The following is a 20367-nucleotide window of genomic DNA, read 5'->3' on the forward strand; positions in this document are numbered from 1 at the left end:
GGCGCCGAGTGTAGGCGAAGGAGGGTCGCCAATTTGGGTAAAGGCATGCAACACGTCTTCCTTCGCGTGGCGGCACTGGCCTGGGCAGGGCTCAGTTTGCTGCTCGCTTTGCACTGGTTCGTCGAACTCGGCATGGTGGGCTTCCCGGACGGCTATGTGACGCCCTTCGCCAGAGCGACCGGTCCGCTGCTGCACATCCTCGCCACAGCCTGCCTCGGACAAGGTCTGTATTTTCTGTTCAGAGGTCTTTTCGGCAAGGGATTTGCAGTGCGAGGCCTCGGCCTGCGGGTTTTGATCGCCGCGGTCCTGACAGTGGCGCCTGTGCTGATCGTCAGGAATTGCCCGCATTCCCGGACATGCAGCAGCGCGTATGAAGCGCTGACGAACACCATGATGGACGACGGCGCCGGCGGATAGAGCTGCCGCCTGCCGAAACAATGGCGGACTGCCGGGCCCGCCATTGGTCGTTTGGAACAAAGATCGGGCCTCGGCCCGACCGGACAAATCAGTTGGCGCCGCCGAGCGCCTGCACATTGGCGCAGAATTCCGCATACGGCTTGCTCATCGCCGCATCCTGGCATTCCTTCTTCATCGCTTCCTGCTTTTCCATCGGCATGGCCATGAAAGCGGTCTTGAAATCCGCCATCGGCTTCATGGTCTTCATGCCGGAATCCGTGAAGAACGGCGCCATGTTGTCGGGCTCATCCAGAGCGCCGGCAAATGCAAAGCCGCTGACCATGGAAAGAGCGAGCGCTCCAAGGCAGATATTCTTGAGGTTCATGAAATGGTTTCCTTCCCTGTTGTTTGGCACGAGCGTCAGAACGACGATCGTCCCCCCAGTTCGGAACCAGAGCGGTCGTTGTTTCCTCAAAAAGCTTGATCACACGAACGTGATTGCGCCAAGGCGGGCATTGCCGGAATGACTTGCCAAAAAAAGAGGCCCGGATGCGATCCGGGCCTCAATGCGTGAACTCCTTTCGGGAGCATCACGACGGGATAGGAATTGCGGGGCGGCCAATGCCGTCCCGCACGGGCTTACGAGTGGTAGGCCGCTTCGCCATGCGAGGTGAGGTCGAGGCCTTCGCGCTCTGCGTCGGCTGTCGGACGCAGGCCGATGATCAGGTCGACGATCTTGTAGAGGATGGCGCTGCCGATACCCGACCACAGCAGGGTCACCAGGACACCCTTGGCCTGCGCCAGGAGCTGGGTGGCCGTGCCGGCATAGCCGGCAGCAAAGTCGGCCGTCGAATAGTCGACAATGCCGGCGCCACCGAGGGCAGGATTGACCAGGATGCCTGTGCCGAGCGCGCCGATGATGCCGCCGATGCAGTGGACGCCGAAGACATCAAGGCTGTCGTCGTAGTCGAACGTGTTCTTCACCACCGAGACGAAGAAGTAGCAGACGAAGGTGGCGACGATGCCGAGCACGATGGCGCCCATCGGGCCGGCAAAGCCGGCAGCGGGCGTGACGGCGACGAGGCCGGTCACCGCACCCGAAACGGCACCAAGCATGGAGGCTTTGCCGCGCAGCAGCGATTCAAGCACGATCCAGGTGACCGCCGCCGCCGCCGTGGCGACGAAGGTATTGATCATGGCCAGCACCGCATAGGCGTTCGCTTCAAGATTCGAACCGGCGTTGAAGCCAAACCAGCCGACCCACAGCAGCGAAGCACCGACCATGGTCAGCGTCATCGAGTGCGGCGCCATGAGATCCTTCTTGTAGCCGCTGCGCTTGCCGATCATGAGCGCGCCGACGAGGCCGGCAATGCCCGCATTGATGTGAACGACCGTGCCGCCGGCGAAGTCGATGGCGCCGAAGCTGAAGATGAGGCCCGTCGGATCGCTATAAGCGCTCGGGCCGCCCCAGAACCAGACCATATGAGCGATCGGGAAGTAGATGAAAGTGACCCACAGGATGACGAAAAGGATCAAAGCGGAGAATTTGACGCGTTCGGCGAAGGCGCCGACGATCAGGGCCGGCGTGATGCAGGCGAAGGTCATCTGGAAGACGACGAACACCAGTTCAGGAATGGCGACACCCTTGGTAAAGGTTTCCGACAGGGTCGTCACATCGACGCCGGAGAGAAACATCTTGGAAAGGCCGCCGACGAAGGCGTTGCCCGGGGTGAAGGCGAGGCTGTAGCCGTAGAAAACCCAGATGATCATGACCACGCTGGTGATGGTGAAGACCTGCATCAGCACTGACAGCATGTTCTTGCTGCGAACCAGGCCGCCGTAGAAAAGCGCAAGACCGGGAACCGTCATCAACAGCACCAGAACGGTGGAAACCATCATCCACGTGGTGTCGCCCTTGTCGACGGTGAAAGCTGGCGCTGCTGCGGCCGCGGCGGGAGCCGCTTCCTGCGCGAATGCGGCGACCGTGCCCAATGCTCCGAGCGCGAACGAGCCGAGCAGCGCGGAGCGCGCCGCTGACTTCAAGGTGGAAGGAATATTCATTGAACTCTCCATTGGAATACGTGATCGCCGCTCAGAGCGCGTCGGTGTCTGTTTCGCCGGTGCGGATGCGCACCGCCTGATCGATGCCGAAAACGAAGATCTTTCCGTCGCCGATCTGGCCGGTCTTGGCGGCGGCGGTGATGGCTTCGACAGCCTTGTCCACCATGTCGGAACTGACGGCGACTTCGATCTTGATCTTCGGCAGGAAGCTGACCGCGTATTCCGCCCCGCGATAGATTTCCGTATGCCCTTTCTGACGCCCGTAGCCTTTGACTTCGGTGACGGTCAGGCCCTGGATGCCGACGGCGGTAAGCGCTTCGCGTACCTCGTCGAGCTTGAACGGCTTGATGATTGCCATCACAATTTTCATAAGGTTTCACCCTTCGCTGTTGCGGTCCCCCGCGTTTGCACACCTTCACCGATCCTAAAAAGCCGGAGAGTGCCCACGAGGATTCAAGCTCCGTGCCAAGTGCCGAAGCAGGGTGTTAACCCGTTGTAAACAAAGAGATTAGAGAGCACACCGACGCAACCTGCCCACAGCTGCAGCGGTGCATCTGCCTAAAACTTAGGCAATTTTTGAAAAATGCCTACTCTGCAGGCGATCGCTTGAGCCGGATCAGCCCTTCCTGCGCAACCGAGGCGATCAGCGTGCCGTCGCGGGCAAACAGCGACCCGCGTGTAAAGCCGCGCGACCCCTGTGTCGACGGGCTGTCCTGCGTGTAGAGCATCCAGTCGTCGAGCGCATGGCTGCGATGGAACCACATGGCGTGGTCAATGCTCGCCGCCTGGATATCGCGATCGAAAATGGCGCGGCCATGCGCGAAGGTCGATGTGTCGAGCAGCGTCATGTCGGAAAGATAGGCGAGCACCGCCGCCTGGATGGCGCGGTCCGCCGGCACCGGACCTGTGGTGCGGATCCAGATATTCTGCTTCGGCTCCAGCTTTTCGCGGCTGGTGTAATGCTTCAGCATCACCGGCTTCATCTCGATCGGCCGGTCGCGCTCCCAGTAGCGTTTGATGCCATCGGGCACCGCGTCGGCGAATTTGCCCAGCAATTCGCGTTGCGACAGCAACGTGTCCGGCCCCGGAACGTCCTGCGGCATCGGCACCTGGTGCTCGAGACCGACCTCGTCCTGCTGGAACGAGGCTTCGAGCGAAAAGATCGCCTGGCCGTGCTGGACTGCCACCACGCGCCGCGTGGTGAAGGAGCCGCCGTCGCGAATACGGTCGACCTCGTAGACGATCGGCACCTTGGTGTCGCCGGGCCGCATGAAATAGCCGTGCAGCGAATGCACGTGCCGATCGGGATCCACTGTCCGCTGCGCCGCCACCAGCGCCTGGGCGATGGTCTGGCCGCCGAACACGCGCTGCCAGTCGAGCAAGGGGCTGCGACCACGATACAGATTGTGTTCCAGCTTCTCGAGGTCGAGAATGCCGAGAAGCTCGTCCATGGCTGCCGTCATATTTCGCGCCCTCGCCGCAGAAGTGTTATGGCGGTTTCCGACAGGACGGACAGGCAGTCAAGGGTGCAGGACCCGGCGGCGCGCAGGAGCGAAGATGATGGAACGCAAGGCGGACACGAAAACAGGGGCAAACGCGAAAACAGTATCTGGGCTCGATGTCCTGGTCGCCGGCGCCGGCTATGTCGGCCTGGCCGCCGCCGTGTCGCTGAAGCAGGCGCGACCGGGTCTCGCCATCGCTCTCGTCGATGCCGCACCTGCTGGCGCCTGGCAAAGGGATGGCCGCGCCTCGGCCATCGCCGCCGCCGCCTGCCGCATGCTCGACCAGCTCGGCGTGTGGGCCGAGATCGTGCCCCAGGCGCAGGCGATCACCGAGATGATCATCACCGATTCGCGCACCGCCGATCCGGTGCGTCCGGTCTTTCTGACCTTCGACGGCGAAGTGGCGCCGGGCGAGCCCTTTGCGCATATGGTCGCCAACAGGGTGCTGAACGGCGCCTTGCGGGCCAGCGCCGAAAAGCTCGGCATCGACATCATCGAAGGCGTCGCCGTGCAGGGGTTCGAGACCAACGGCGCCGGCATCACAGTGCATCTCGCCGACGGCGCGACCCTGAAGGCCCGCCTGCTGGTCGCCGCCGACGGCGTCAACTCGAAGCTGCGCGACATGGCCGGCATCAAGACGGTGAAGTGGGAATATGGCCAGTCGGGCATCGTCTGCACCGTGGCGCATGAACGCCCGCACAACGGTCGCGCCGAAGAGCATTTCCTGCCGGCCGGCCCCTTCGCCACATTGCCGCTCAAGCCCGGCGAGGACGGCACCAACCGCTCGTCGATCGTCTGGGTCGAGCGTACGCCCGACGCCGAGAAGCTGGTGGCCGGTGACGATCTCCTCTTCGAACACGAACTCGAACAGCGCTTTGGCCTGAAGCTTGGCGAGATCCGCGTTGCCGATAAGCCGCGCGCCTGGCCGCTCGGCCTGACCATTGCGCGCGCCTTCGTCGCACCCCGCATCGCGCTCGCCGGCGATGCCGCCCACGGCATCCACCCGATCGCCGGCCAGGGACTCAATCTCGGCTTCAAGGATGTCGCGGCCCTTGCCGAGGTGATCGTCGAGGCCGACCGGCTCGGCCGGGACATCGGCGCGCTCGACGTGCTCGAGCGCTACCAGCAGTGGCGCCGCTTCGACACGGTGCAGATGGGTGTCACCACGGACGCGCTGAACCGGCTGTTTTCCAACGATATCGGCCCGCTGCGCACCGTCCGCGACATCGGCCTCGGTCTCGTCGAACGCATGCCGCGCCTGAAGGATTTTTTTATCCGGCAGGCGTCGGGACTGTCCGCCAGCACGCCGCGACTATTGAAGGGCGAGGCGATCTGATCGATTCAGCGCCCCCCAACGTCGTCATCCTTGGGCGCAGCGACGCGAAGCGGAGCGAAGACCCCAGGATGACGAAGCGATGGCGTTTCCGCCAATCGCCCAAGGTATGCGCTCAGTTGACCTCGAAACCCAGCTTCTGCCGCAGCCGCAATATCCTCTGGTCGGATATTTCGATGCGTTTCTCGCCGCCCTGGGCGGCGCGGTTGACCATCTGCAGCAGATCGTTTCGCTCGGCGACATCGAGACGTTCGCGTAGAAACGGCGCCAGCTTGTCGATGACAACGGTGGCGTCGTCGACTTGCGCCGCCGCCCATTTGGCATAGATCACCGCCTCGTCGGTCTTCTTCTTGTCGGCGATCTCGGAAATCACCGCGCGGATGACGGCCTCGCGCTGCGGCAGGATGGGCCCATCCTCGGAGACGATTGATGTGATCAGCGTAGCCGCCGCTACGACTGGATCATCGATCGCCGTCAGCGGCGACAGCGCCGCCTGCTTGCGCAGCTTCTTGCGGCGTACCGAGCCCTGAACCCGGCCAATGACATCGGCAACGTCACGCGCGGCCTCGTTCATGGCCTTCATCCGGTACCACCAGAACGCCGCCGCGCCCATCACGCCAAGGATAGCAATCAGGAAAGGCATGTCGAAATCCCCAAGAACCCCGGCGACGATAGGAGAACTCTCGCCTTGCTTCAACACGCAAAAGTTGCGCACGGAACCGAAGCCCGAACGCTCAGCCCGACGCTCTGGTTTTCGAAGCAGCCACAACGCTGGCAGGGCTCTATGACCCCGGTATGTCGTAGATGGCCCGGACCTCGATCGTGCCGAGTTCGGCCAGTGGAATACCAGCGGCAATGTCCAGCGCCGCTTCGAGATCTCCGGCCTCGATCATGACGAAACCAAGCAATTGCTCCTTGGTCTCGGCGAACGGCCCGTCGATAACCAGCCGCTTGCCCTGACGCCGCCGCACGGTTTTGGCTGTTTTCACCGATTGCAGCGCCTGCGCGACGATCAGCAGGCCGCTCTCCTCCAGCGCCCGGTCGTAGGCCAGCGAATCGGCGTCGAGCTTGGCCGACCTTGCCGGGGTCAGCGCGTGAAGATCCTTTTCCTCACCATAACCAGGCAGACATATTTCATTTCCAGCCCCCTTGCCGCTGTGAACCATAGGATGCGCCGACGAGGGCATCGGTGTTGCCACTGACCGCCGCCGCATGATCGAGAAGGCATGCCGCGATGCCGATGATGGCAACCGCCGCCAGAAGCCGGCCAAAGCCGGACGCCGGCGGACGCAGCCAGAAGTCTTCTTCTCGTCGCCCGGCCCCGCAGCCTGCACCTTTCCACGATGCAAAAAACATACTGTCCATGTGAACCTTCCATCCGGCCACAAATCCGTGGCCATCCGCAGGACGGGCGAAGCAGATCAAAGTCGACATTTCTGCACCGGCATTTTCGGAAAAATCTGGCCACCGGTGCCGGCACCGTGCGGTGGTTCAAAGAGCGCAGTGGCCTTCGCGTCCGCGCGCGCTATAGTTGACCGGACGCCGGCTCGGCCTCGACAACGAACCCCAACCACGACAACCAAGGAGGAATTCATGGACCGCACCGCAAACGCCGTCTGGAAAGGCAATCTGAAAGAGGGCACGGGCACGCTCGACACCCAGAGCGGAACCTTGAAGGGCACGCCCTATTCGTTCAAGGCGCGCTTCGAGGACGAGAGCGGCAAATCCGGCACCAATCCGGAAGAACTGATCGCGGCGGCGCACGCAGGCTGCTTTGCCATGCAGTTCTCGCATTTCCTGGCCGAGAACGGCACGCCAGCCACCGAACTCGATGCCAAGGCCGTGGTGACGCTGGTTCCCGGCACGGGGATCACCGGCAGCGCACTCACCGCGGTCGGCAAGGTGCCCGGCATCGATGCGGCGAAATTCACGGAGCTGGCCGAGAAGGCCAAGGCCGGATGCCCGGTCTCGAAGGCGCTCGGCGCCATAAACGTATCGCTTGATGCCCGGCTCGGCTGAAAGCGCTGCATCCGTGTAAGACCCGGCGCGAGCGCCCAGGCGCGCGCCGGCCTATGCTCCCAGCGCGTCCAGGCGAGCGCGCAGTGCGGCGACTTCCTGCTCCAATGCCTCCAACCGCGCCTCCAGGTCGGAAGCAGGCAGGGCCGATGCACTGCGCTGCACCGAAAGGGCGGCAACGTCCACCGGGCCGCTGAGGAGATGAACGTAGCGGTCCTCGCGCTGGCCTGGTCCGCGCGGGATTTCCTGGATGAGTGGCGGTCGACGGCCGATCAGCATGTCGAGTTCGGCGCGCAGATCTTCGATCGACGGGAACCGCGCCATGCGCTCGCCCCGCGCCAGCAGTTCATGGGCCGTCTGCGGCCCGCGCAGCAACAGCAGGCCGATCAAAGCGGTCTGCGGCGTGGTCAGCGAGAAGCGCTGCGCCATCTGGTGCTCGTAGCGCTCGACGCGCGAGCCGAACATCTGCCGCACCAGTCCCTTTTGTTCGAGCAGCTTCAGCCCCCGGTGCACCTCGGTCTGCTCCAGTGCCATCACCGGCTCGCGCGCCGTCTTCTGGTTGGCGGCGGCCAGTGCTGCGTTGAGCGTCAGCGGATAGACATCCGGCGTCAGCTCTTTCTTCTCGATCAGGCAGCCGAGGATGCGGGCTTCGCTGGGAGAGAGGATGGGAAGATCGTCGCTCATTGGACTAAAATCCTTTCTGAGGCCGGCGGGACAGCGCCCCCCTCTGTCCTGCGGGACATCTCCCCCACGTGGGGGAGCTCGCCAGCTTCGCCGAGCGCGCGTCATCCTTCAACCTTTGAGATTGGCTAAGCCGCGATGACAGCCAATCTCCCTCCACGTGGGGGAGATGTCCGGCAGGACAGAGGGGGGCGCTACGGATCGCGACATCCGAGGTTTGCAGCAAATCCGCTCCGCCTAGACCCTTCTCTCCACCATCATCTTCTTGATCTCGGCGATCGCCTTGGCCGGGTTGAGGCCCTTGGGGCAGGTCTGCGCGCAGTTCATGATGGTGTGGCAGCGATAGAGCCGGAACGGGTCTTCGAGGTTGTCGAGCCGCTCGCCGGTGGCCTCGTCGCGGCTATCGATCAGCCAGCGATAGGCCTGCAGAAGCGTTGCCGGGCCGAGATAGCGGTCGCCGTTCCACCAGTAGCTCGGGCACGAGGTCGAGCAGCAGGCGCACAATATGCATTCGTAGAGCCCGTCGAGTTTCTCGCGGTCCTCGTGGCTCTGCAGCCACTCCTTGGCCGGCTCCGGCGACACCGTCTTCAGCCAAGGCTGGATCGAGGCATGCTGGGCATAGAAATTGGTGAGGTCGGGCACAAGATCCTTGACCACCTGCATATGCGGCAGCGGGTAGACTTTTACCGCGCCGGAAATGTCGTCGCAGCCCTTGGTGCAGGCGAGCGTGTTGGAACCGTCGATGTTCATGGCGCAGGAGCCGCAAATGCCTTCGCGGCAGGAACGCCGCAAGGTCAGCGTCGGGTCGATCTTGTTCTTGATCCACAGCAGCGCGTCGAGCACCATCGGCCCGCAATCGTCCATGTCGACGAAATAGGTGTCGATGCGCGGGTTCTCGTCATCGTCCGGCGACCAGCGATAGATGCGGTATTCCCGCAGATTGGTGGCGCCCTCCGGCTTTGGCCAGGTCTTCCCCGGCTTGATCTGCGAATTCTTGGGGAGCGTGAGTTCAACCATGTTCGATCCTCAATACACCCGGGCCTTGGGCGCGATCTTGGCGAGGCTGATGCCGCCGTCCTTTTCAGCCAGCTGCGGCTCGGTGTGCACCGGCCGGTAGGAGAGCGTCACCTTGCCGTCTTCGCTGAGCCTGGCCAGCGTGTGCTTGCGCCAGACAGCGTCGTCGCGCACCGAAAAGTCCTCGCGTGCGTGTGCGCCGCGGCTCTCCTTGCGCGCCTCGGCGCTGTAGACCGTGGTGATGGCATTGGCCATCAGGTTTTCCAGCTCCAGCGTCTCGACCAGATCGGAGTTCCAGATCATCGAGCGGTCGGACACTTTGATGTCCTTCAACTCGCCCCAGATCTGCGAAACGCGCTTGCAGCCGCTTTCGAGGGACTCCTGCGTGCGGAATACGGCCGCGTCTTCCTGCATCGCCTTCTGCATCTTTTCACGCAAGCTGGCCGTCGGCGTCGAGCCATTGGCGTGGCGCAGCCGGTCGAAGCGGTCCATGATCTTTTCGACCGAGGCTTCGTTGGGCGAAGGGATCGCCGACTTGCGGTCGATGACCTGGCCGGCGCGGATCGCGGCCGCGCGGCCGAACACCACAAGATCGATCAGCGAATTCGAACCGAGCCGATTGGCACCATGCACTGAGGCGCAGCCGGCTTCGCCGACAGCCATCAATCCGGGCGACACCTGGTCTGGATTGATCGCCGTCGGATTGAGCACCTCGCCCCAGTAATTGGTCGGCACGCCGCCCATATTGTAGTGGACCGTGGGCAGCACCGGAATCGGCTCCTTGGTGAGGTCGACACCGGCAAAGATCTTGGCCGATTCCGAAATGCCCGGCAGCCGCTCATGCAGGACGGCGGGATCGAGATGGTCGAGATGCAGGAAGATGTGGTCCTTGTTCTTGCCGACGCCGCGACCCTCGCGGATTTCCAGCGTCATGCAGCGCGAGACGACGTCGCGCGAGGCAAGGTCCTTGGCTGACGGCGCATAGCGCTCCATGAAGCGCTCGCCCTCGGAATTGACGAGATAACCGCCCTCGCCGCGCGCGCCCTCGGTGATCAGGCAGCCGGCGCCATAGATGCCGGTCGGGTGGAATTGCACGAACTCCATGTCCTGCAGCGGAAAGCCGGCACGCGCGGCCATGCCGCCGCCGTCGCCGGTGCAGGTGTGCGCCGAGGTGGCCGAGAAATAGGTGCGGCCATAGCCGCCGGTCGCCAGCACCACCATCTTGGCCGAGAAGCGGTGGATGGTGCCGTCATCCAGGTTCCAGGCGAGAACGCCGGTGCAGGTGCCGTCCGGCTCCATGATCAGGTCGAGCGCGAAATACTCGATGAAGAACTGCGCGTTGTTCTTCAGCGACTGTCCGTAAAGCGTGTGCAGGATGGCATGGCCGGTGCGGTCGGCGGCGGCACAGGTGCGTTGCACCGGCGGGCCTTCGCCATAGTTCATCATGTGGCCGCCGAACGGCCGCTGGTAGATCTTGCCCTCTTCGGTGCGCGAAAACGGCACGCCATAATGTTCGAGCTCGTAGACCGCGGCCGGCGCTTCGCGCACCAGATATTCCATGGCGTCGACATCGCCCAGCCAGTCCGAGCCCTTGACGGTGTCGTACATGTGCCACTGCCAGGAATCGGGACCCATGTTGGACAGCGAGGCGGCAATGCCGCCTTGCGCCGCCACCGTGTGCGAGCGGGTCGGGAACACCTTGCTGATGCAGGCGGTGCGCAGGCCCTGTTCGGCCATGCCGAGCGTGGCGCGCAGGCCGGCGCCGCCGGCGCCAACGACCACCACGTCGAACTTGTGGTCGACAAAGGTATAGCCTGCCGTGTTGGCTTGTTTCGCGTCCTTGGCCAACTCAGCCTCCGAATGCCAGCTTGAGCAGGGCGAAGATCGAGGCGACGCCGACCGCTATGGTGAAAAATGTATTGAGCGCGATCAGCGCCAGCTTCATGCCTTCGCCATGCACGTAATCCTCGATGATCACCTGCATGCCGAGCCGCATATGGGTAAGCCCGGAAATAAGCACCAGGGCCATCACCAGCGCGACGAACGGGTTGGCAAGAGCTGCCCGCACATGTGCGTAGTCGGCGCCGTTGAGCGCGATCAGGAAGCCGACGAAGAACAGGATCAGCGGGATGTTGGCGATCGCGGTCAGGCGCTGGCGCCAGAAATGCCCGGTGCCCTCGCGGGCGGAGCCGAGGCCGCGGACCCTCGCCAGCGGCGTGCGCATGTCGGTGTTTTTGCCGCTCATGGTCAGGCTCCCCGCGCCATATAGCCGGCGATCCAGATCAGCAGCGTGAGCAGGATCGAGCCGGCCAGCGTCGCCCAGGCGATCTTCGAGGCGGTATGCTTCTCGAGGCCGGCGCCGGTGTCCCAGACCAGATGGCGCACGCCACCCAGCATATGGTGCATCAGCGCCCAGGTGTAGCCGAACAGGATGAGCCGGCCGAGCCAGGTGCCGAAGGCCCAATTGGCCCAATCGAAAGTCGCCTGCGAGCTGGCCGCCGCCATCAGCCACAGGGCGACCAGCAGCGTGCCGAAATACAGCGCCCCACCGGTGATGCGGTGAATGATCGACATCGTCATGGTGATCGGCGGCCGGTACACGGTGAGGTGCGGCGAAATCGGCCGTTCACGTCTGGCAAATTCGCGGGTGGCTGGTGATTTGCTCATGGCTCCCCCAGTTCGGCGTCTCTCTGGAGCCTCAGGTGGAAATGCGGCATTGCCGCTTCCGGTTGCGACTTCGGACAGCCGGTTTCTAATGCTCTTTTTGCACCGCGTCAAAGCCAGAAAACCGTTTCGAAAACGTAATTTAGTCTGACTAAAAGGCCGGCTTAGGCTTCAATCGATTAGGCCGGGAGGCCCGAAGCCGGCTCGATATCGCTGCAGTGCAACATGTCTGGCCCAAGGGCCCGGCGGTGTTGAGATTAGCCCTAGCGTTTGCAGGTCTGCGGCGTCGACCCCTTCTTCATCACCAGCGCCTCGCGTCCGTCGATCACGATTGCGTCATGCGTGGCCGCCTGGTAGCGGCTGCTCTGGTTGGCGGGCGACGCCGCAAACTCCTCGGTCGCGCCATCGGACCCGACCACACGCAACGACGTGCCTAGATTTTGGATGGAGATCATACCGTTGTTGCCGCATCGGTAGGTGGCCGTGCCTATGCCGGATCGCGGCGCGGTAAGGTCGGTGATGATCTTGGCTGCAGCTGCCGGAGGCGCCGCGGCTGCGACGGACTGCTGAGCCGGCGCAGGTGAGACGACGACGGTATTGGCCGCCTTCGGCCCACTGTCCTGTGGCACACAGCCAGCGACGACCCCGAGCAACGGGAAAACGGACGCCCAAATCGGCCGGCGTAGCGCCATATGCTGTCCTCCCGCGCGGCAAACCAGCCGCGATGCTTTGCCAAGATCAAGGTCATCCCGACGCCGAGACGGACACCAGCCGCGATGGTGCGGCCAAGCATGGCCGAATAATGGCCAACGGGTTTTCCATCCAGTCGGATATTAACGGATATTAACCATGTTTACCGAGACATCGCCGCCAAACGCGCTGGCCTCTTAACAAAGGTTAAGAAAACGTTAATTTCTGATTCGAGGAGGCTTTCCCTCAGGACACGGAGGACGCCATGCGTTCGAATTCAGGCAGATCGCGCCTTGCGGCGCTCATCGTGGCGGCATCGGTCGTAGCCCTTGCAGCGCCAGCGCTCGCCGGCGCCCGGCATCAGGATCGCGTCTACGCTGATTCCTTCGGCAATCTCGTTGTCGACAGCGCCGCCGGCTACAAGCGCATCATCGTCGGCGAAGGCAAGCTGGCCAAGCAGCTATCCGACTACACCAGCGCCGGCCAGCCCAAGGTGATCTACGAGAACGAAGCCGACGAAATCAGCGGATACAGTGATTGCTACCGGCCGCCTGTGCTGGTGAAGGGCCGCTCCTATATGTACGGTCTCTCCGACGGCGAGATGCCCGAACTCAGCCCCTGCCGCTAGACACTTTGTTTGGACGCAATTTCCCAAGGGAAAGCGCTATGCGCTTTCCCGGGAAAACCGTTTCACACTTTTCCTGAAATTGCTCTGGCTTCCATTCCGGCTGACGACCAGTTGCCGGCCGGTCCGGCGGAGACGCGCACGCAATCGCGCCCGGCATTCTTCGCCTGATAGAGCGCCTGGTCGGCGCGCCGCATCAGATCGGCAAAGTCTTCGCTCGGATGAAGTTCGGCGACGCCGAAGCTCGCGGTGCAGCGGTTGTCTGCCGGCAGCCCGTCGATGGGCAGCCCGCCAAAGGCGCTGCGCGTCCCCTCGGCGAACAGCCGCGCCGCGGCAAGGTTGGTCCCCGGCAGGATGATGGCGAACTCCTCGCCGCCAATCCGACCCGCAACGTGATGCGCGGCTGCAGCTTCGCGCAGGAAGCCTGCAAAAGTCTCGATCACCCGGTCGCCTGACGCATGGCCGAAACTGTCGTTGACGCTCTTGAAATGATCGAGATCGGCGATGACCAGCGCGACCGGCACGCCTTGCCGCATCGCGCCAAGCACCGCCAGCTCGGCATGCCGGGTGAAGCCGCCGCGGTTGAGCAGACGCGACAGCGTGTCCGTTTCCGACTTCGACGTCACTTCGGCGAGCACGTCGCGAACCAGGATGGCCAGCATCAGCAGCGCCAGCGCCAGCGCAAAGACAGTGCCGAGCGATTGCGACACCAGCGCGTAGTTGCTTTGCAGATAGGCCTGCGGATTGGCGCCCCAGCCGCCAAGCGCATGCGCGATGAACGGTTTGGAGGCAAACTGCAGACCGCTCGCCGCCAGCACGGCCATCAACATGCGATCGAGACGGGCAAGCTTTTGCCTCGATGACCAGACAATGGCCAGCCCCACAAACTGCATGACCGCATAGGGAAGCTGGTAAGCCATGATGCGGATCAGCGACTGGCGGGGCAGATCCTGCACGAAATACACAGCTATGGTGGTGGTCAACAGGAACAACAGCATCGGCTTCCAGGGCAGTGCCACGCCGTATTTGCGGGCAAGCCCGCCATTGAACGCAATGGTGGCGGCAAGGAAAACCGCGAAGGCGGCCACGACCGGGAGCCGCGCGTCGGAGAAAGCGGGAATGGAGAATTCGATGGCCGAATAGGCCATGCCCAGCAGATAGCCAAATGCCAGCCAGCGCGCCGGCGCGCGGCCGACATCGTGGAAGGCGACCGCCATGAAGGATGCCGCCAGCAGGCCGGCAACCGACAGATTGATCAACAGGATGAAGTTGGCGCCGCTCATGTTCTCCCGCACCCGCGCCGACAGCTAATCATCGACGGGCGAAGAAGACGTTAACGCCGTCCCGTCCGGGCAGATTCAGCCGGTCTTGAGCGGCTCCGGCAGGAACGCCGTTTCCGGCCGCTCATAGGACAGGCGTACACTGTCGCGGCCGTTCTTCTTGGCTTTGTAGAGCGCATCGTCGGCACGGCGCATCAGCGGCTCCAGCGCCTCGCCACCGCTGCGGGCCGCCACGCCGAAGCTTGCCGTCACCCTCGTTCCCTGGGGAAGTCCGTCGACATGACCGGCCGAATAGACGGTGCGCACCGCCTCGGCGAACAGCCGGGCCGCGGCAAGATCGCTGAGTGGCAGCAGCACCGCGAATTCCTCGCCGCCGATACGCCCGGCAACACCGCGCGCGCCGGCCGCCGACCGAAGCTTGGCGGCGAAGTCGGCGATCACGCGATCGCCCGCGCCATGCCCATGCACATCGTTGAGCGCCTTGAAGTGATCGAGGTCGGCCAACACCAGCGCGACCGGGAACCGGGCCGAGGCGCAGTGCTGCAAGAGCCGCATGCCGCGTTCCTCGAAGCCACGCCGGTTGAGCAGGCCCGACAGGGGGTCGGTATAGGTCTCGGTCTTCAATGCCTTCAACACGTCGAGTGCCGCGGCGGAAAACAGGCACAACGCAATGAGCAGCGAGAGCAGCGCGTGCGACAGCAGCGCCGTCGTCCAGTAGGACGAGCCATAGAACCCGTCATAGCTGGCGAAGGGCCCATGCGCGATGACGACGGCAAGGGTGCGCACGAAGAAATTGACGCCCGACAGCAGCGACAGCACGAACAGGATTTTTTCGGTCGGGCCGTTGTTGCGCACCGGGCGCAGTTCGGCAGCAACCAGAAGGCTGATGCCGCCGAATGCGAAATTCATCGCCAGGATGCGCCAGGTGAGATCCGGCGCGACGAACAGGAACCAGCACAACGACGCCAGGCCGCCGCCGGCCAGCACGGCGATCCCCACATAGGGCACCTTGCGGCCATAGCGGTGGATGACAGCGCTGGCCAGGCAGCACGCGGCGATGGTGAAGCAGATGTTCGACGTAAGCTTGGTCAGCGGCATCCCGATGGGCAAGGTGAAATACTGCAGCAGGAAGCCAGCCGCCGAGAGACTGTAGCTGATCGCCAAAACGGCCAGATAGGGGCGGTGGCGCTGATAGGACCATAGCACAAGGAACGCCGCGCCGAGCGCCAGCGCGATCGTCGGGTTGAGCAGCGCAATGAGCAGACCCGTGTCCAACCGACTGTGACTTCCCCTGGCTTACGTCAGGGAAGAGCTTAGAGGGCAAGCCCAAACAAGCGGTTAAGCGAAAGCGGTAAGCAGGACCGCCGTCTCAAAATAATGTCAGGGAACCGCAGTCCCCAGTCAGCGTTCCTCCGTTCACAATCTGGAGCGACCCATGGCCGACACAATCACACTGACCGACCACGATGCGATCCGCTCATGGGCTGCCGGGCGCGCCGGCTTTCCCGCAATCGTCGACATATCGCCGGAAGCGGGGACGCAGCCCATGTTGAGGCTGGTCTTCGGCCAGCACGCCTATCAGGATCAGGACCAGCCTGAACGGCCGCTCAATGCGGGAGGCTATGAACTCGTCGAATGGGACGAATGGTTCAAGCTCTTCGAGGAACAACAGCTTGCGCTAGTGGTCGCGGCCGAACAGCCGGGACGCCGCGAGGAGTTCCACGAGCTCGTCCGCCGCGACGGAAAGAGCTGACCCGAGCCGGGCGCGGCTCGGGTTCTGTTCAAATCCGGGTTACTTCCACTCGCGGATGTCGACGAAGTGGCCGGCGATCGCCGCCGCGGCCGCCATCGCCGGCGACACGAGATGGGTGCGGCCCTTGAAGCCTTGCCGGCCCTCGAAATTGCGGTTCGAGGTCGAGGCGCAGCGTTCATGCGGCTTTAGCCGGTCGTCGTTCATGGCAAGGCACATCGAGCAGCCCGGCTCGCGCCAGTCGAAGCCGGCGGCGACAAAGATCTTGTCGAGACCTTCGGCTTCCGCCTGTTCCTTGACCAGGCCGGAGCCGGGCACGATCATCGCATCGACATGCGGGCTGACCGTCTTGCCTTCGACCACCTTGGCGACGGCGCGCAGATCCTCGATGCGGCCGTTGGTGCACGAACCGATGAAGACGCGGTCGAGCGTGATGTCGGTGATCTTGGTGCCCGGCGTCAGACCCATATAGTCGAGCGCGCGCTGCTTGGAGGTGCGCTTGTTTTCATCGGCGATGTCGTCCGGGTTCGGCACGATGCCCTGCACCGACACGACATCCTCGGGCGAGGAGCCCCAGGAGACGATCGGCGGCAGCTTGGCCGCGTCGAGCACGATCACCTTGTCGAAATGCGCGCCTTCGTCGGACTGCAGCGTCTTCCAATATTCGAGTGCCGCATCCCAGGACGCGCCCTTCGGCGCGCGCGGCTTGTCCTTGACATAGGCGAAGGTCGTCTCGTCGGCGGCGATCAGGCCGGCGCGCGCGCCGCCTTCGATCGACATGTTGCAGATCGTCATGCGGCCTTCCATCGACAGCGCACGGATCGCTTCGCCGGCATATTCGATGACATAGCCGGTGCCGCCGGCGGTGCCGATCTCGCCGATGATGGCCAGGATGATGTCCTTGGCGGTGACGCCCTCCGGCAACTGGCCGTCGACACGCACCAGCATGTTCTTGGCCTTGCGCTGGATCAGCGTCTGCGTCGCCAGAACATGCTCGACCTCGGACGTGCCGATGCCATGCGCCAGCGCGCCGAAAGCGCCATGCGTCGAGGTGTGGCTGTCGCCGCAGACGATGGTCATGCCGGGCAGAGTAAAGCCCTGCTCCGGACCGATGATGTGGACGATGCCCTGGCGGATATCGTTCTCGGAATAATATTCGACGCCGAAATCCCTGGCGTTCTTGGCCAGCGCCTCGACCTGGATGCGGCTTTCCTCGTTCTTGATGCCGAACTTGCGCTCGGGCGAGGTCGAGACATTGTGATCGACCACGGCCAGCGTCTTTTCCGGATGCCGGACTTTACGGCCGGTCATGCGCAGGCCTTCGAAGGCCTGCGGGCTGGTCACTTCATGGACCAGGTGGCGGTCGATGTAGAGCAGGCAGGTGCCGTCGTCCTGGCGATCGACGACATGGTCGTCGAAAATCTTGTCGTAGAGGGTGCGCGGTGCGCTCATGTGCGTAAATCCGTCGATATGAGAATGGGAAAGAGCAGGTACCGGACCTCAGGCCCGGCGAAAGGGACCCGAACAGGTCGGCCTAGGGTAGTCGGCTGGTCAGCGCCCCGGACACGCGCGCGGAAAAACGCGACGGCAGGCGTTTCCTGTCCTGCAGCACGAACCCCTTGTAGGCCGGATCGCCAAAAAGCTCTTCCATGGCGTGGCTCATACCAATGTTTTGGGTTTTCGGCAATTGCGGCGTTCAGCGCCTTTACCTTCTCCCGCAAGGGGAGAAGGTAAGTGGAGTCACAACACTTCAAACACAAACGTCTTCACCAGCGCGTCAGGCTCGGCGATCGCATAGCAGCGGAACCACGGGCTTTCCTCGATCGGCCGCCATTTCCCTGCCTGCTCCAGCTCGTCGAACACGGCTTGGAAGCCGCCGCTCTCGAACACCTGGTCGCGCACGGTGAAGATGGCGTGGCCGCCCTGGCGGGTGATGCGCACCAGTTCGTGCAGGCCTGTCGCCGGCGCATGGCTGATGGTGAACACGCCGGTCGAGAAGAAGGCGCGGAAGTGGCCGTCCGGCCACGGCAGCGTTTCGCCGAGCATTGCCTGCTTCAGGTCGCTGTAGGCATTGCGGCTGCCGGCGATCTTCAGCATATCGTACGAGAGGTCGAGCCCCGCAATGTCGCGGTAACCGAGCGCCTTCAGCGAGGATCCCGACAGGCCAGTGCCGCAGCCGGCATCGAGCAAGGGGCCATCGCCCGCCGGCACATGACGCGCCACCCAGGCGGTGATCAGGAAAGGCAGGAGGTAGCCGAGCGAGGCGGTCTCGCTGTCATAGGTCGCGGCCCACGCGGCATAGGCCTCCTCAAGCGCTTCCGGCGTGTCGGCCGTATAGACGGAATCCAGCGCCGCATTGGCTTTGTCGACGATCATGGGGACCTCCTCAAGGGGAATGCTCGGGGATCGTAGCGCTGCCTTGGCCGAAAAACTATTCCTCGTGCTGGCGGCGCAGCCGCCGCTCCAGCGCCCTGAGCGCCAGCGACAGGCCGACGGTCAGGATGAGATAGATGTAGGCCGTTATCGAATAGGTCTCGAAGAAGCGAAAGGAGCCGGCGGCGTAGACCTTGCCCATCTGCGTGATGTCGGCAACGCCGAGCACCGAGACCAGCGAGGAATCCTTGACCAAAGCGACGAAATCATTGCCGAGCGGCGGCAGGATGGTGCGGATTGCCTGTGGGAACACGATCAGCCGGAAACGCTGCGCGCGTGTCAGCCCAAGCGCCTTCGCCGCTTCGATCTGACCCTTCTCCACCGCCTGGATGCCGGCCCGGAAAACCTCCGAGATGAAAGCCGAATAGCCGATGGTCAGCGCCATGATGGCGCGCCAGAGCAGCGACACGTCGCGCACCAAAAGCTCGCCGAACAGGCCGGCGTTTTGCAGCGGCGCGGTCAGCGCGTTCCAGGCCGCGACGAAGGCCGGCGCGCCGGCAAAGGCGATCCAGAACAACAGCACCAGGATCGGCACGCCGCGGACGATCTCGACATAGAAGCGCGCGATCTGGCGCAGCCAGCGCGAACCGGACATTCCCATCAGCGCGATGCCGAGCCCAATGGCCGACGCCAGCACGAAGGCGATCACGGTGACGAAGATGGTGACGCCGATGCCCTTGGCGACCGTGGCGAACACCTGGGCATAGAGGTTGCTGGTGGCGACGAAGACGGCCACCGCGATCGCGAGGGCTGCGGCAACGACAAGCCACCAGGGGAAGTCGGCTTTGGACGAAGAGGCGGGAGGCATCAAAAGGATTGCGCCAAGGCGCCCCCCTCTGTCCTGCCGGACATCTCCCCCTCAAGGGGGGAGATTGGCAGCTTCGTCGACGGCACTCTTTTTACAACTTTGGTGATTGGCGAAAGCGGAAAAAAGAGCCGATCTCCCCCCTTGAGGGGGAGATGCCCGGCAGGGCAGAGGGGGGCGTTCAAGCGCGAAGTCAGCGCGAAATCACTGCCCCATCTTGTAATCAAGAAACCATTTCTTGTTCAGCGCATCGAACGTCCCGTCCGCCTTCAACGCAGCGATTGCCGCGTTGATCGGCTTCACCAGGTCGGAACCCTTGGGGAAAATGAAACCGAAATCCTCGGTGCCGAGCGGCCCGCCGATCAGTTTCAGTTTGCCCTCGGAGGCGTCGACATAGCCTTTGCCAGCGGTGCCATCGGTCAAAACGACATCGACGTCGCCTGATTTCAGTGCCTGCACGGTCGCGCCGAAGGTCTCGAACAGTTTGATGCGCGGGTTCTGCTCATTGCCGTCGAGCACGCTGTAGACGGCGGTGTAGAAGGGCGTGGTGCCGGCCTGCGCGCCGATCAGCCCGTCCTTGAAGTCGCCGAAGGTCTTGTCGTCAGTGAAGCGGCTCTCATCGCCGCGCACCAGCATGAACTGTTCCGAGCGCATATAGGGGTCGGAGAAATCGACCTTCTCCTTGCGGTCGTCCTTGATGGTGATGCCGGTCATGCCAATGTTGTACTGGTTGTCGGAAACCGCCTGGATCATCGCGTCCCAGGAAGTGTTCTGGTACTCGACCGTGAAATTGAGCCGCTTGGCGATCTCGTTCATCGCGTCATACTCCCAGCCGATCTGCTTGCCGGTCTTGGCATCGATGAACTGCAGCGGCGGATAGGCGTTTTCGGTCACAACCACCACCTTTTTGCCGCCGAGGTCGGGCAGCGCCTGCGCAAAGGCGGCAACGGGCGTCAGGACGAGGGCAAGCAGGCCTGCCAGCAGCAGTTTCGATTTGGTCATGACACACTCCCCGGAAATTGACGGACCCGGACATGGCCGGGCTTGCAGGAAAATACGGCGCCGACTTTAGCTTTCCGCAAGCGTCATGCAAGACGGTCCGCTGCGTCAGGATGCG

23 protein-coding genes and 1 pseudogene are annotated in these 20367 nt (G+C 63.4%); 5 read left to right on the plus strand and 19 right to left on the minus strand.

Features of this window, described 5'->3' with window-relative positions; all coding sequences use genetic code 11:
- Positions 1-45 precede the first annotated feature (45 nt).
- Positions 46-417 (plus strand): hypothetical protein, encoded by a 372-nt coding sequence (locus NP503_RS16610; RefSeq protein ID WP_127267329.1) that lies wholly within the window; start codon positions 46-48, stop codon positions 415-417.
- 88 nt (positions 418-505) lie between these two features.
- Here the strand turns inward: NP503_RS16610 and NP503_RS16615 are convergent, their stop codons facing one another.
- The 4 genes from NP503_RS16615 to tesB form a co-directional block, all read right to left on the minus strand.
- Positions 506-781, minus strand: coding sequence for a hypothetical protein (locus NP503_RS16615; protein WP_127267328.1), 276 nt, complete (start codon positions 779-781; stop codon positions 506-508).
- Positions 782-1035: 254 nt separating this feature from the next.
- Entirely contained in the window at positions 1036-2457 is a 1422-nt protein-coding gene (locus NP503_RS16620) for an ammonium transporter (protein WP_127267327.1), read from the minus strand.
- 31 nt (positions 2458-2488) lie between these two features.
- Entirely contained in the window at positions 2489-2827 is a 339-nt protein-coding gene (locus NP503_RS16625) for a P-II family nitrogen regulator (RefSeq protein WP_013892292.1), read from the minus strand.
- Positions 2828-3044: 217 nt separating this feature from the next.
- On the minus strand, positions 3045-3920 hold the full coding sequence (gene tesB, locus NP503_RS16630; protein ID WP_127267326.1) for an acyl-CoA thioesterase II: 876 nt from the start codon (positions 3918-3920) through the stop codon (positions 3045-3047).
- 97 nt (positions 3921-4017) lie between these two features.
- On the opposite strand from tesB, the gene NP503_RS16635 reads away from it, so the two are divergent.
- Positions 4018-5295: a ubiquinone biosynthesis hydroxylase gene (locus NP503_RS16635; protein WP_164748783.1), complete on the plus strand. Its 1278-nt coding sequence runs from the start codon at positions 4018-4020 to the stop codon at positions 5293-5295.
- 112 nt (positions 5296-5407) lie between these two features.
- Here the strand turns inward: NP503_RS16635 and NP503_RS16640 are convergent, their stop codons facing one another.
- From NP503_RS16640 to NP503_RS16650, 3 genes and pseudogenes are all read right to left on the minus strand, one after another.
- Positions 5408-5935: a hypothetical protein gene (locus NP503_RS16640; protein WP_127270047.1), complete on the minus strand. Its 528-nt coding sequence runs from the start codon at positions 5933-5935 to the stop codon at positions 5408-5410.
- Positions 5936-6074: 139 nt separating this feature from the next.
- Positions 6075-6430 (minus strand): annotated as a pseudogene (locus tag NP503_RS16645) (YciI family protein).
- Positions 6427-6726: a hypothetical protein gene (locus NP503_RS16650; RefSeq protein WP_236382945.1), complete on the minus strand. Its 300-nt coding sequence runs from the start codon at positions 6724-6726 to the stop codon at positions 6427-6429. Before NP503_RS16650 ends, NP503_RS16645 begins: the two are co-directional and overlap by 4 nt.
- 159 nt (positions 6727-6885) lie before the next feature.
- Here NP503_RS16650 and NP503_RS16655 point away from each other — a divergent pair, with 159 nt between their 5' ends.
- Entirely contained in the window at positions 6886-7311 is a 426-nt protein-coding gene (locus tag NP503_RS16655; protein ID WP_127270051.1) for an OsmC family protein, read from the plus strand.
- 51 nt (positions 7312-7362) lie between these two features.
- Here NP503_RS16655 and NP503_RS16660 read toward each other — a convergent pair whose 3' ends face one another.
- From NP503_RS16660 to NP503_RS16685, 6 genes are all read right to left on the minus strand, one after another.
- Entirely contained in the window at positions 7363-7992 is a 630-nt protein-coding gene (locus NP503_RS16660) for a YceH family protein (RefSeq protein WP_127270053.1), read from the minus strand.
- A gap of 234 nt (positions 7993-8226) precedes the next feature.
- On the minus strand, positions 8227-9006 hold the full coding sequence (locus NP503_RS16665) for a succinate dehydrogenase iron-sulfur subunit (RefSeq protein ID WP_013528877.1): 780 nt from the start codon (positions 9004-9006) through the stop codon (positions 8227-8229).
- A gap of 9 nt (positions 9007-9015) precedes the next feature.
- Positions 9016-10851, minus strand: coding sequence for a succinate dehydrogenase flavoprotein subunit (sdhA, locus tag NP503_RS16670; protein WP_127269293.1), 1836 nt, complete (start codon positions 10849-10851; stop codon positions 9016-9018).
- 1 nt (position 10852) lies between these two features.
- On the minus strand, positions 10853-11248 hold the full coding sequence (gene sdhD / locus NP503_RS16675; RefSeq protein ID WP_127269292.1) for a succinate dehydrogenase, hydrophobic membrane anchor protein: 396 nt from the start codon (positions 11246-11248) through the stop codon (positions 10853-10855).
- Positions 11249-11250: 2 nt separating this feature from the next.
- Positions 11251-11670, minus strand: a complete 420-nt coding sequence (sdhC, locus tag NP503_RS16680) for a succinate dehydrogenase, cytochrome b556 subunit (RefSeq protein ID WP_032900823.1) — start codon at positions 11668-11670, stop codon at positions 11251-11253.
- A gap of 260 nt (positions 11671-11930) precedes the next feature.
- On the minus strand, positions 11931-12359 hold the full coding sequence (locus NP503_RS16685) for a hypothetical protein (RefSeq protein ID WP_127269291.1): 429 nt from the start codon (positions 12357-12359) through the stop codon (positions 11931-11933).
- A gap of 263 nt (positions 12360-12622) precedes the next feature.
- Here NP503_RS16685 and NP503_RS16690 point away from each other — a divergent pair, with 263 nt between their 5' ends.
- Complete coding sequence (locus NP503_RS16690; protein WP_127269290.1) at positions 12623-12985, plus strand: hypothetical protein; 363 nt, start codon at positions 12623-12625, stop codon at positions 12983-12985.
- Between the two features lie 62 nt (positions 12986-13047).
- Here NP503_RS16690 and NP503_RS16695 read toward each other — a convergent pair whose 3' ends face one another.
- Both NP503_RS16695 and NP503_RS16700 read right to left on the minus strand, forming a co-directional pair.
- Positions 13048-14265, minus strand: a complete 1218-nt coding sequence (locus NP503_RS16695; protein ID WP_127270056.1) for a diguanylate cyclase — start codon at positions 14263-14265, stop codon at positions 13048-13050.
- Between the two features lie 75 nt (positions 14266-14340).
- Positions 14341-15537: a diguanylate cyclase gene (locus NP503_RS16700; RefSeq protein ID WP_127267370.1), complete on the minus strand. Its 1197-nt coding sequence runs from the start codon at positions 15535-15537 to the stop codon at positions 14341-14343.
- Between the two features lie 160 nt (positions 15538-15697).
- Here NP503_RS16700 and NP503_RS16705 point away from each other — a divergent pair, with 160 nt between their 5' ends.
- Positions 15698-16015 carry a hypothetical protein gene (locus tag NP503_RS16705; RefSeq protein WP_127267369.1) on the plus strand — a complete coding sequence of 106 codons (318 nt, stop codon included), beginning with the start codon at positions 15698-15700 and terminating at the stop codon, positions 16013-16015.
- A gap of 39 nt (positions 16016-16054) precedes the next feature.
- On the opposite strand, the gene leuC is transcribed toward NP503_RS16705, so the two are convergent.
- From leuC to NP503_RS16725, 4 genes are all read right to left on the minus strand, one after another.
- Entirely contained in the window at positions 16055-17464 is a 1410-nt protein-coding gene (gene leuC / locus NP503_RS16710) for a 3-isopropylmalate dehydratase large subunit (protein WP_127267368.1), read from the minus strand.
- 288 nt (positions 17465-17752) lie between these two features.
- The gene (locus NP503_RS16715) at positions 17753-18388 is read right to left on the minus strand and encodes a class I SAM-dependent methyltransferase (RefSeq protein ID WP_127267367.1); all 636 of its coding nucleotides are present in this window, start codon (positions 18386-18388) and stop codon (positions 17753-17755) included.
- A gap of 55 nt (positions 18389-18443) precedes the next feature.
- Entirely contained in the window at positions 18444-19253 is an 810-nt protein-coding gene (locus tag NP503_RS16720) for an amino acid ABC transporter permease (RefSeq protein ID WP_127267366.1), read from the minus strand.
- Positions 19254-19454: 201 nt separating this feature from the next.
- Entirely contained in the window at positions 19455-20252 is a 798-nt protein-coding gene (locus NP503_RS16725) for a basic amino acid ABC transporter substrate-binding protein (RefSeq protein ID WP_127267365.1), read from the minus strand.
- Positions 20253-20367: the final 115 nt, after the last annotated feature.

Source organism: Mesorhizobium sp. SEMIA396 (assembly GCF_024518615.1).
Classification (GTDB): domain Bacteria; phylum Pseudomonadota; class Alphaproteobacteria; order Rhizobiales; family Rhizobiaceae; genus Mesorhizobium.

What these genes read in the sequence shown, in the direction of transcription:
- NP503_RS16685 (WP_127269291.1), bottom strand. Translation starts at nt 12,359, where the DNA reads ATGGCGCTACGCCGGCCGATTTGGGCGTCCGTTTTCCCGTTGCTCGGG.
- NP503_RS16650 (WP_236382945.1), bottom strand. Translation starts at nt 6,726, where the DNA reads ATGTCGACTTTGATCTGCTTCGCCCGTCCTGCGGATGGCCACGGATTT.
- NP503_RS16655 (WP_127270051.1), top strand. Translation starts at nt 6,886, where the DNA reads ATGGACCGCACCGCAAACGCCGTCTGGAAAGGCAATCTGAAAGAGGGC.
- sdhD (WP_127269292.1), bottom strand. Translation starts at nt 11,248, where the DNA reads ATGAGCGGCAAAAACACCGACATGCGCACGCCGCTGGCGAGGGTCCGC.
- NP503_RS16715 (WP_127267367.1), bottom strand. Translation starts at nt 18,388, where the DNA reads ATGATCGTCGACAAAGCCAATGCGGCGCTGGATTCCGTCTATACGGCC.
- NP503_RS16665 (WP_013528877.1), bottom strand. Translation starts at nt 9,006, where the DNA reads ATGGTTGAACTCACGCTCCCCAAGAATTCGCAGATCAAGCCGGGGAAG.
- sdhC (WP_032900823.1), bottom strand. Translation starts at nt 11,670, where the DNA reads ATGAGCAAATCACCAGCCACCCGCGAATTTGCCAGACGTGAACGGCCG.
- NP503_RS16725 (WP_127267365.1), bottom strand. Translation starts at nt 20,252, where the DNA reads ATGACCAAATCGAAACTGCTGCTGGCAGGCCTGCTTGCCCTCGTCCTG.
- leuC (WP_127267368.1), bottom strand. Translation starts at nt 17,464, where the DNA reads ATGAGCGCACCGCGCACCCTCTACGACAAGATTTTCGACGACCATGTC.
- NP503_RS16615 (WP_127267328.1), bottom strand. Translation starts at nt 781, where the DNA reads ATGAACCTCAAGAATATCTGCCTTGGAGCGCTCGCTCTTTCCATGGTC.
- NP503_RS16625 (WP_013892292.1), bottom strand. Translation starts at nt 2,827, where the DNA reads ATGAAAATTGTGATGGCAATCATCAAGCCGTTCAAGCTCGACGAGGTA.
- NP503_RS16690 (WP_127269290.1), top strand. Translation starts at nt 12,623, where the DNA reads ATGCGTTCGAATTCAGGCAGATCGCGCCTTGCGGCGCTCATCGTGGCG.
- NP503_RS16610 (WP_127267329.1), top strand. Translation starts at nt 46, where the DNA reads ATGCAACACGTCTTCCTTCGCGTGGCGGCACTGGCCTGGGCAGGGCTC.
- NP503_RS16640 (WP_127270047.1), bottom strand. Translation starts at nt 5,935, where the DNA reads ATGCCTTTCCTGATTGCTATCCTTGGCGTGATGGGCGCGGCGGCGTTC.
- NP503_RS16620 (WP_127267327.1), bottom strand. Translation starts at nt 2,457, where the DNA reads ATGAATATTCCTTCCACCTTGAAGTCAGCGGCGCGCTCCGCGCTGCTC.
- NP503_RS16695 (WP_127270056.1), bottom strand. Translation starts at nt 14,265, where the DNA reads ATGAGCGGCGCCAACTTCATCCTGTTGATCAATCTGTCGGTTGCCGGC.
- NP503_RS16720 (WP_127267366.1), bottom strand. Translation starts at nt 19,253, where the DNA reads ATGCCTCCCGCCTCTTCGTCCAAAGCCGACTTCCCCTGGTGGCTTGTC.
- NP503_RS16660 (WP_127270053.1), bottom strand. Translation starts at nt 7,992, where the DNA reads ATGAGCGACGATCTTCCCATCCTCTCTCCCAGCGAAGCCCGCATCCTC.
- NP503_RS16705 (WP_127267369.1), top strand. Translation starts at nt 15,698, where the DNA reads ATGGCCGACACAATCACACTGACCGACCACGATGCGATCCGCTCATGG.
- tesB (WP_127267326.1), bottom strand. Translation starts at nt 3,920, where the DNA reads ATGACGGCAGCCATGGACGAGCTTCTCGGCATTCTCGACCTCGAGAAG.
- NP503_RS16635 (WP_164748783.1), top strand. Translation starts at nt 4,018, where the DNA reads ATGGAACGCAAGGCGGACACGAAAACAGGGGCAAACGCGAAAACAGTA.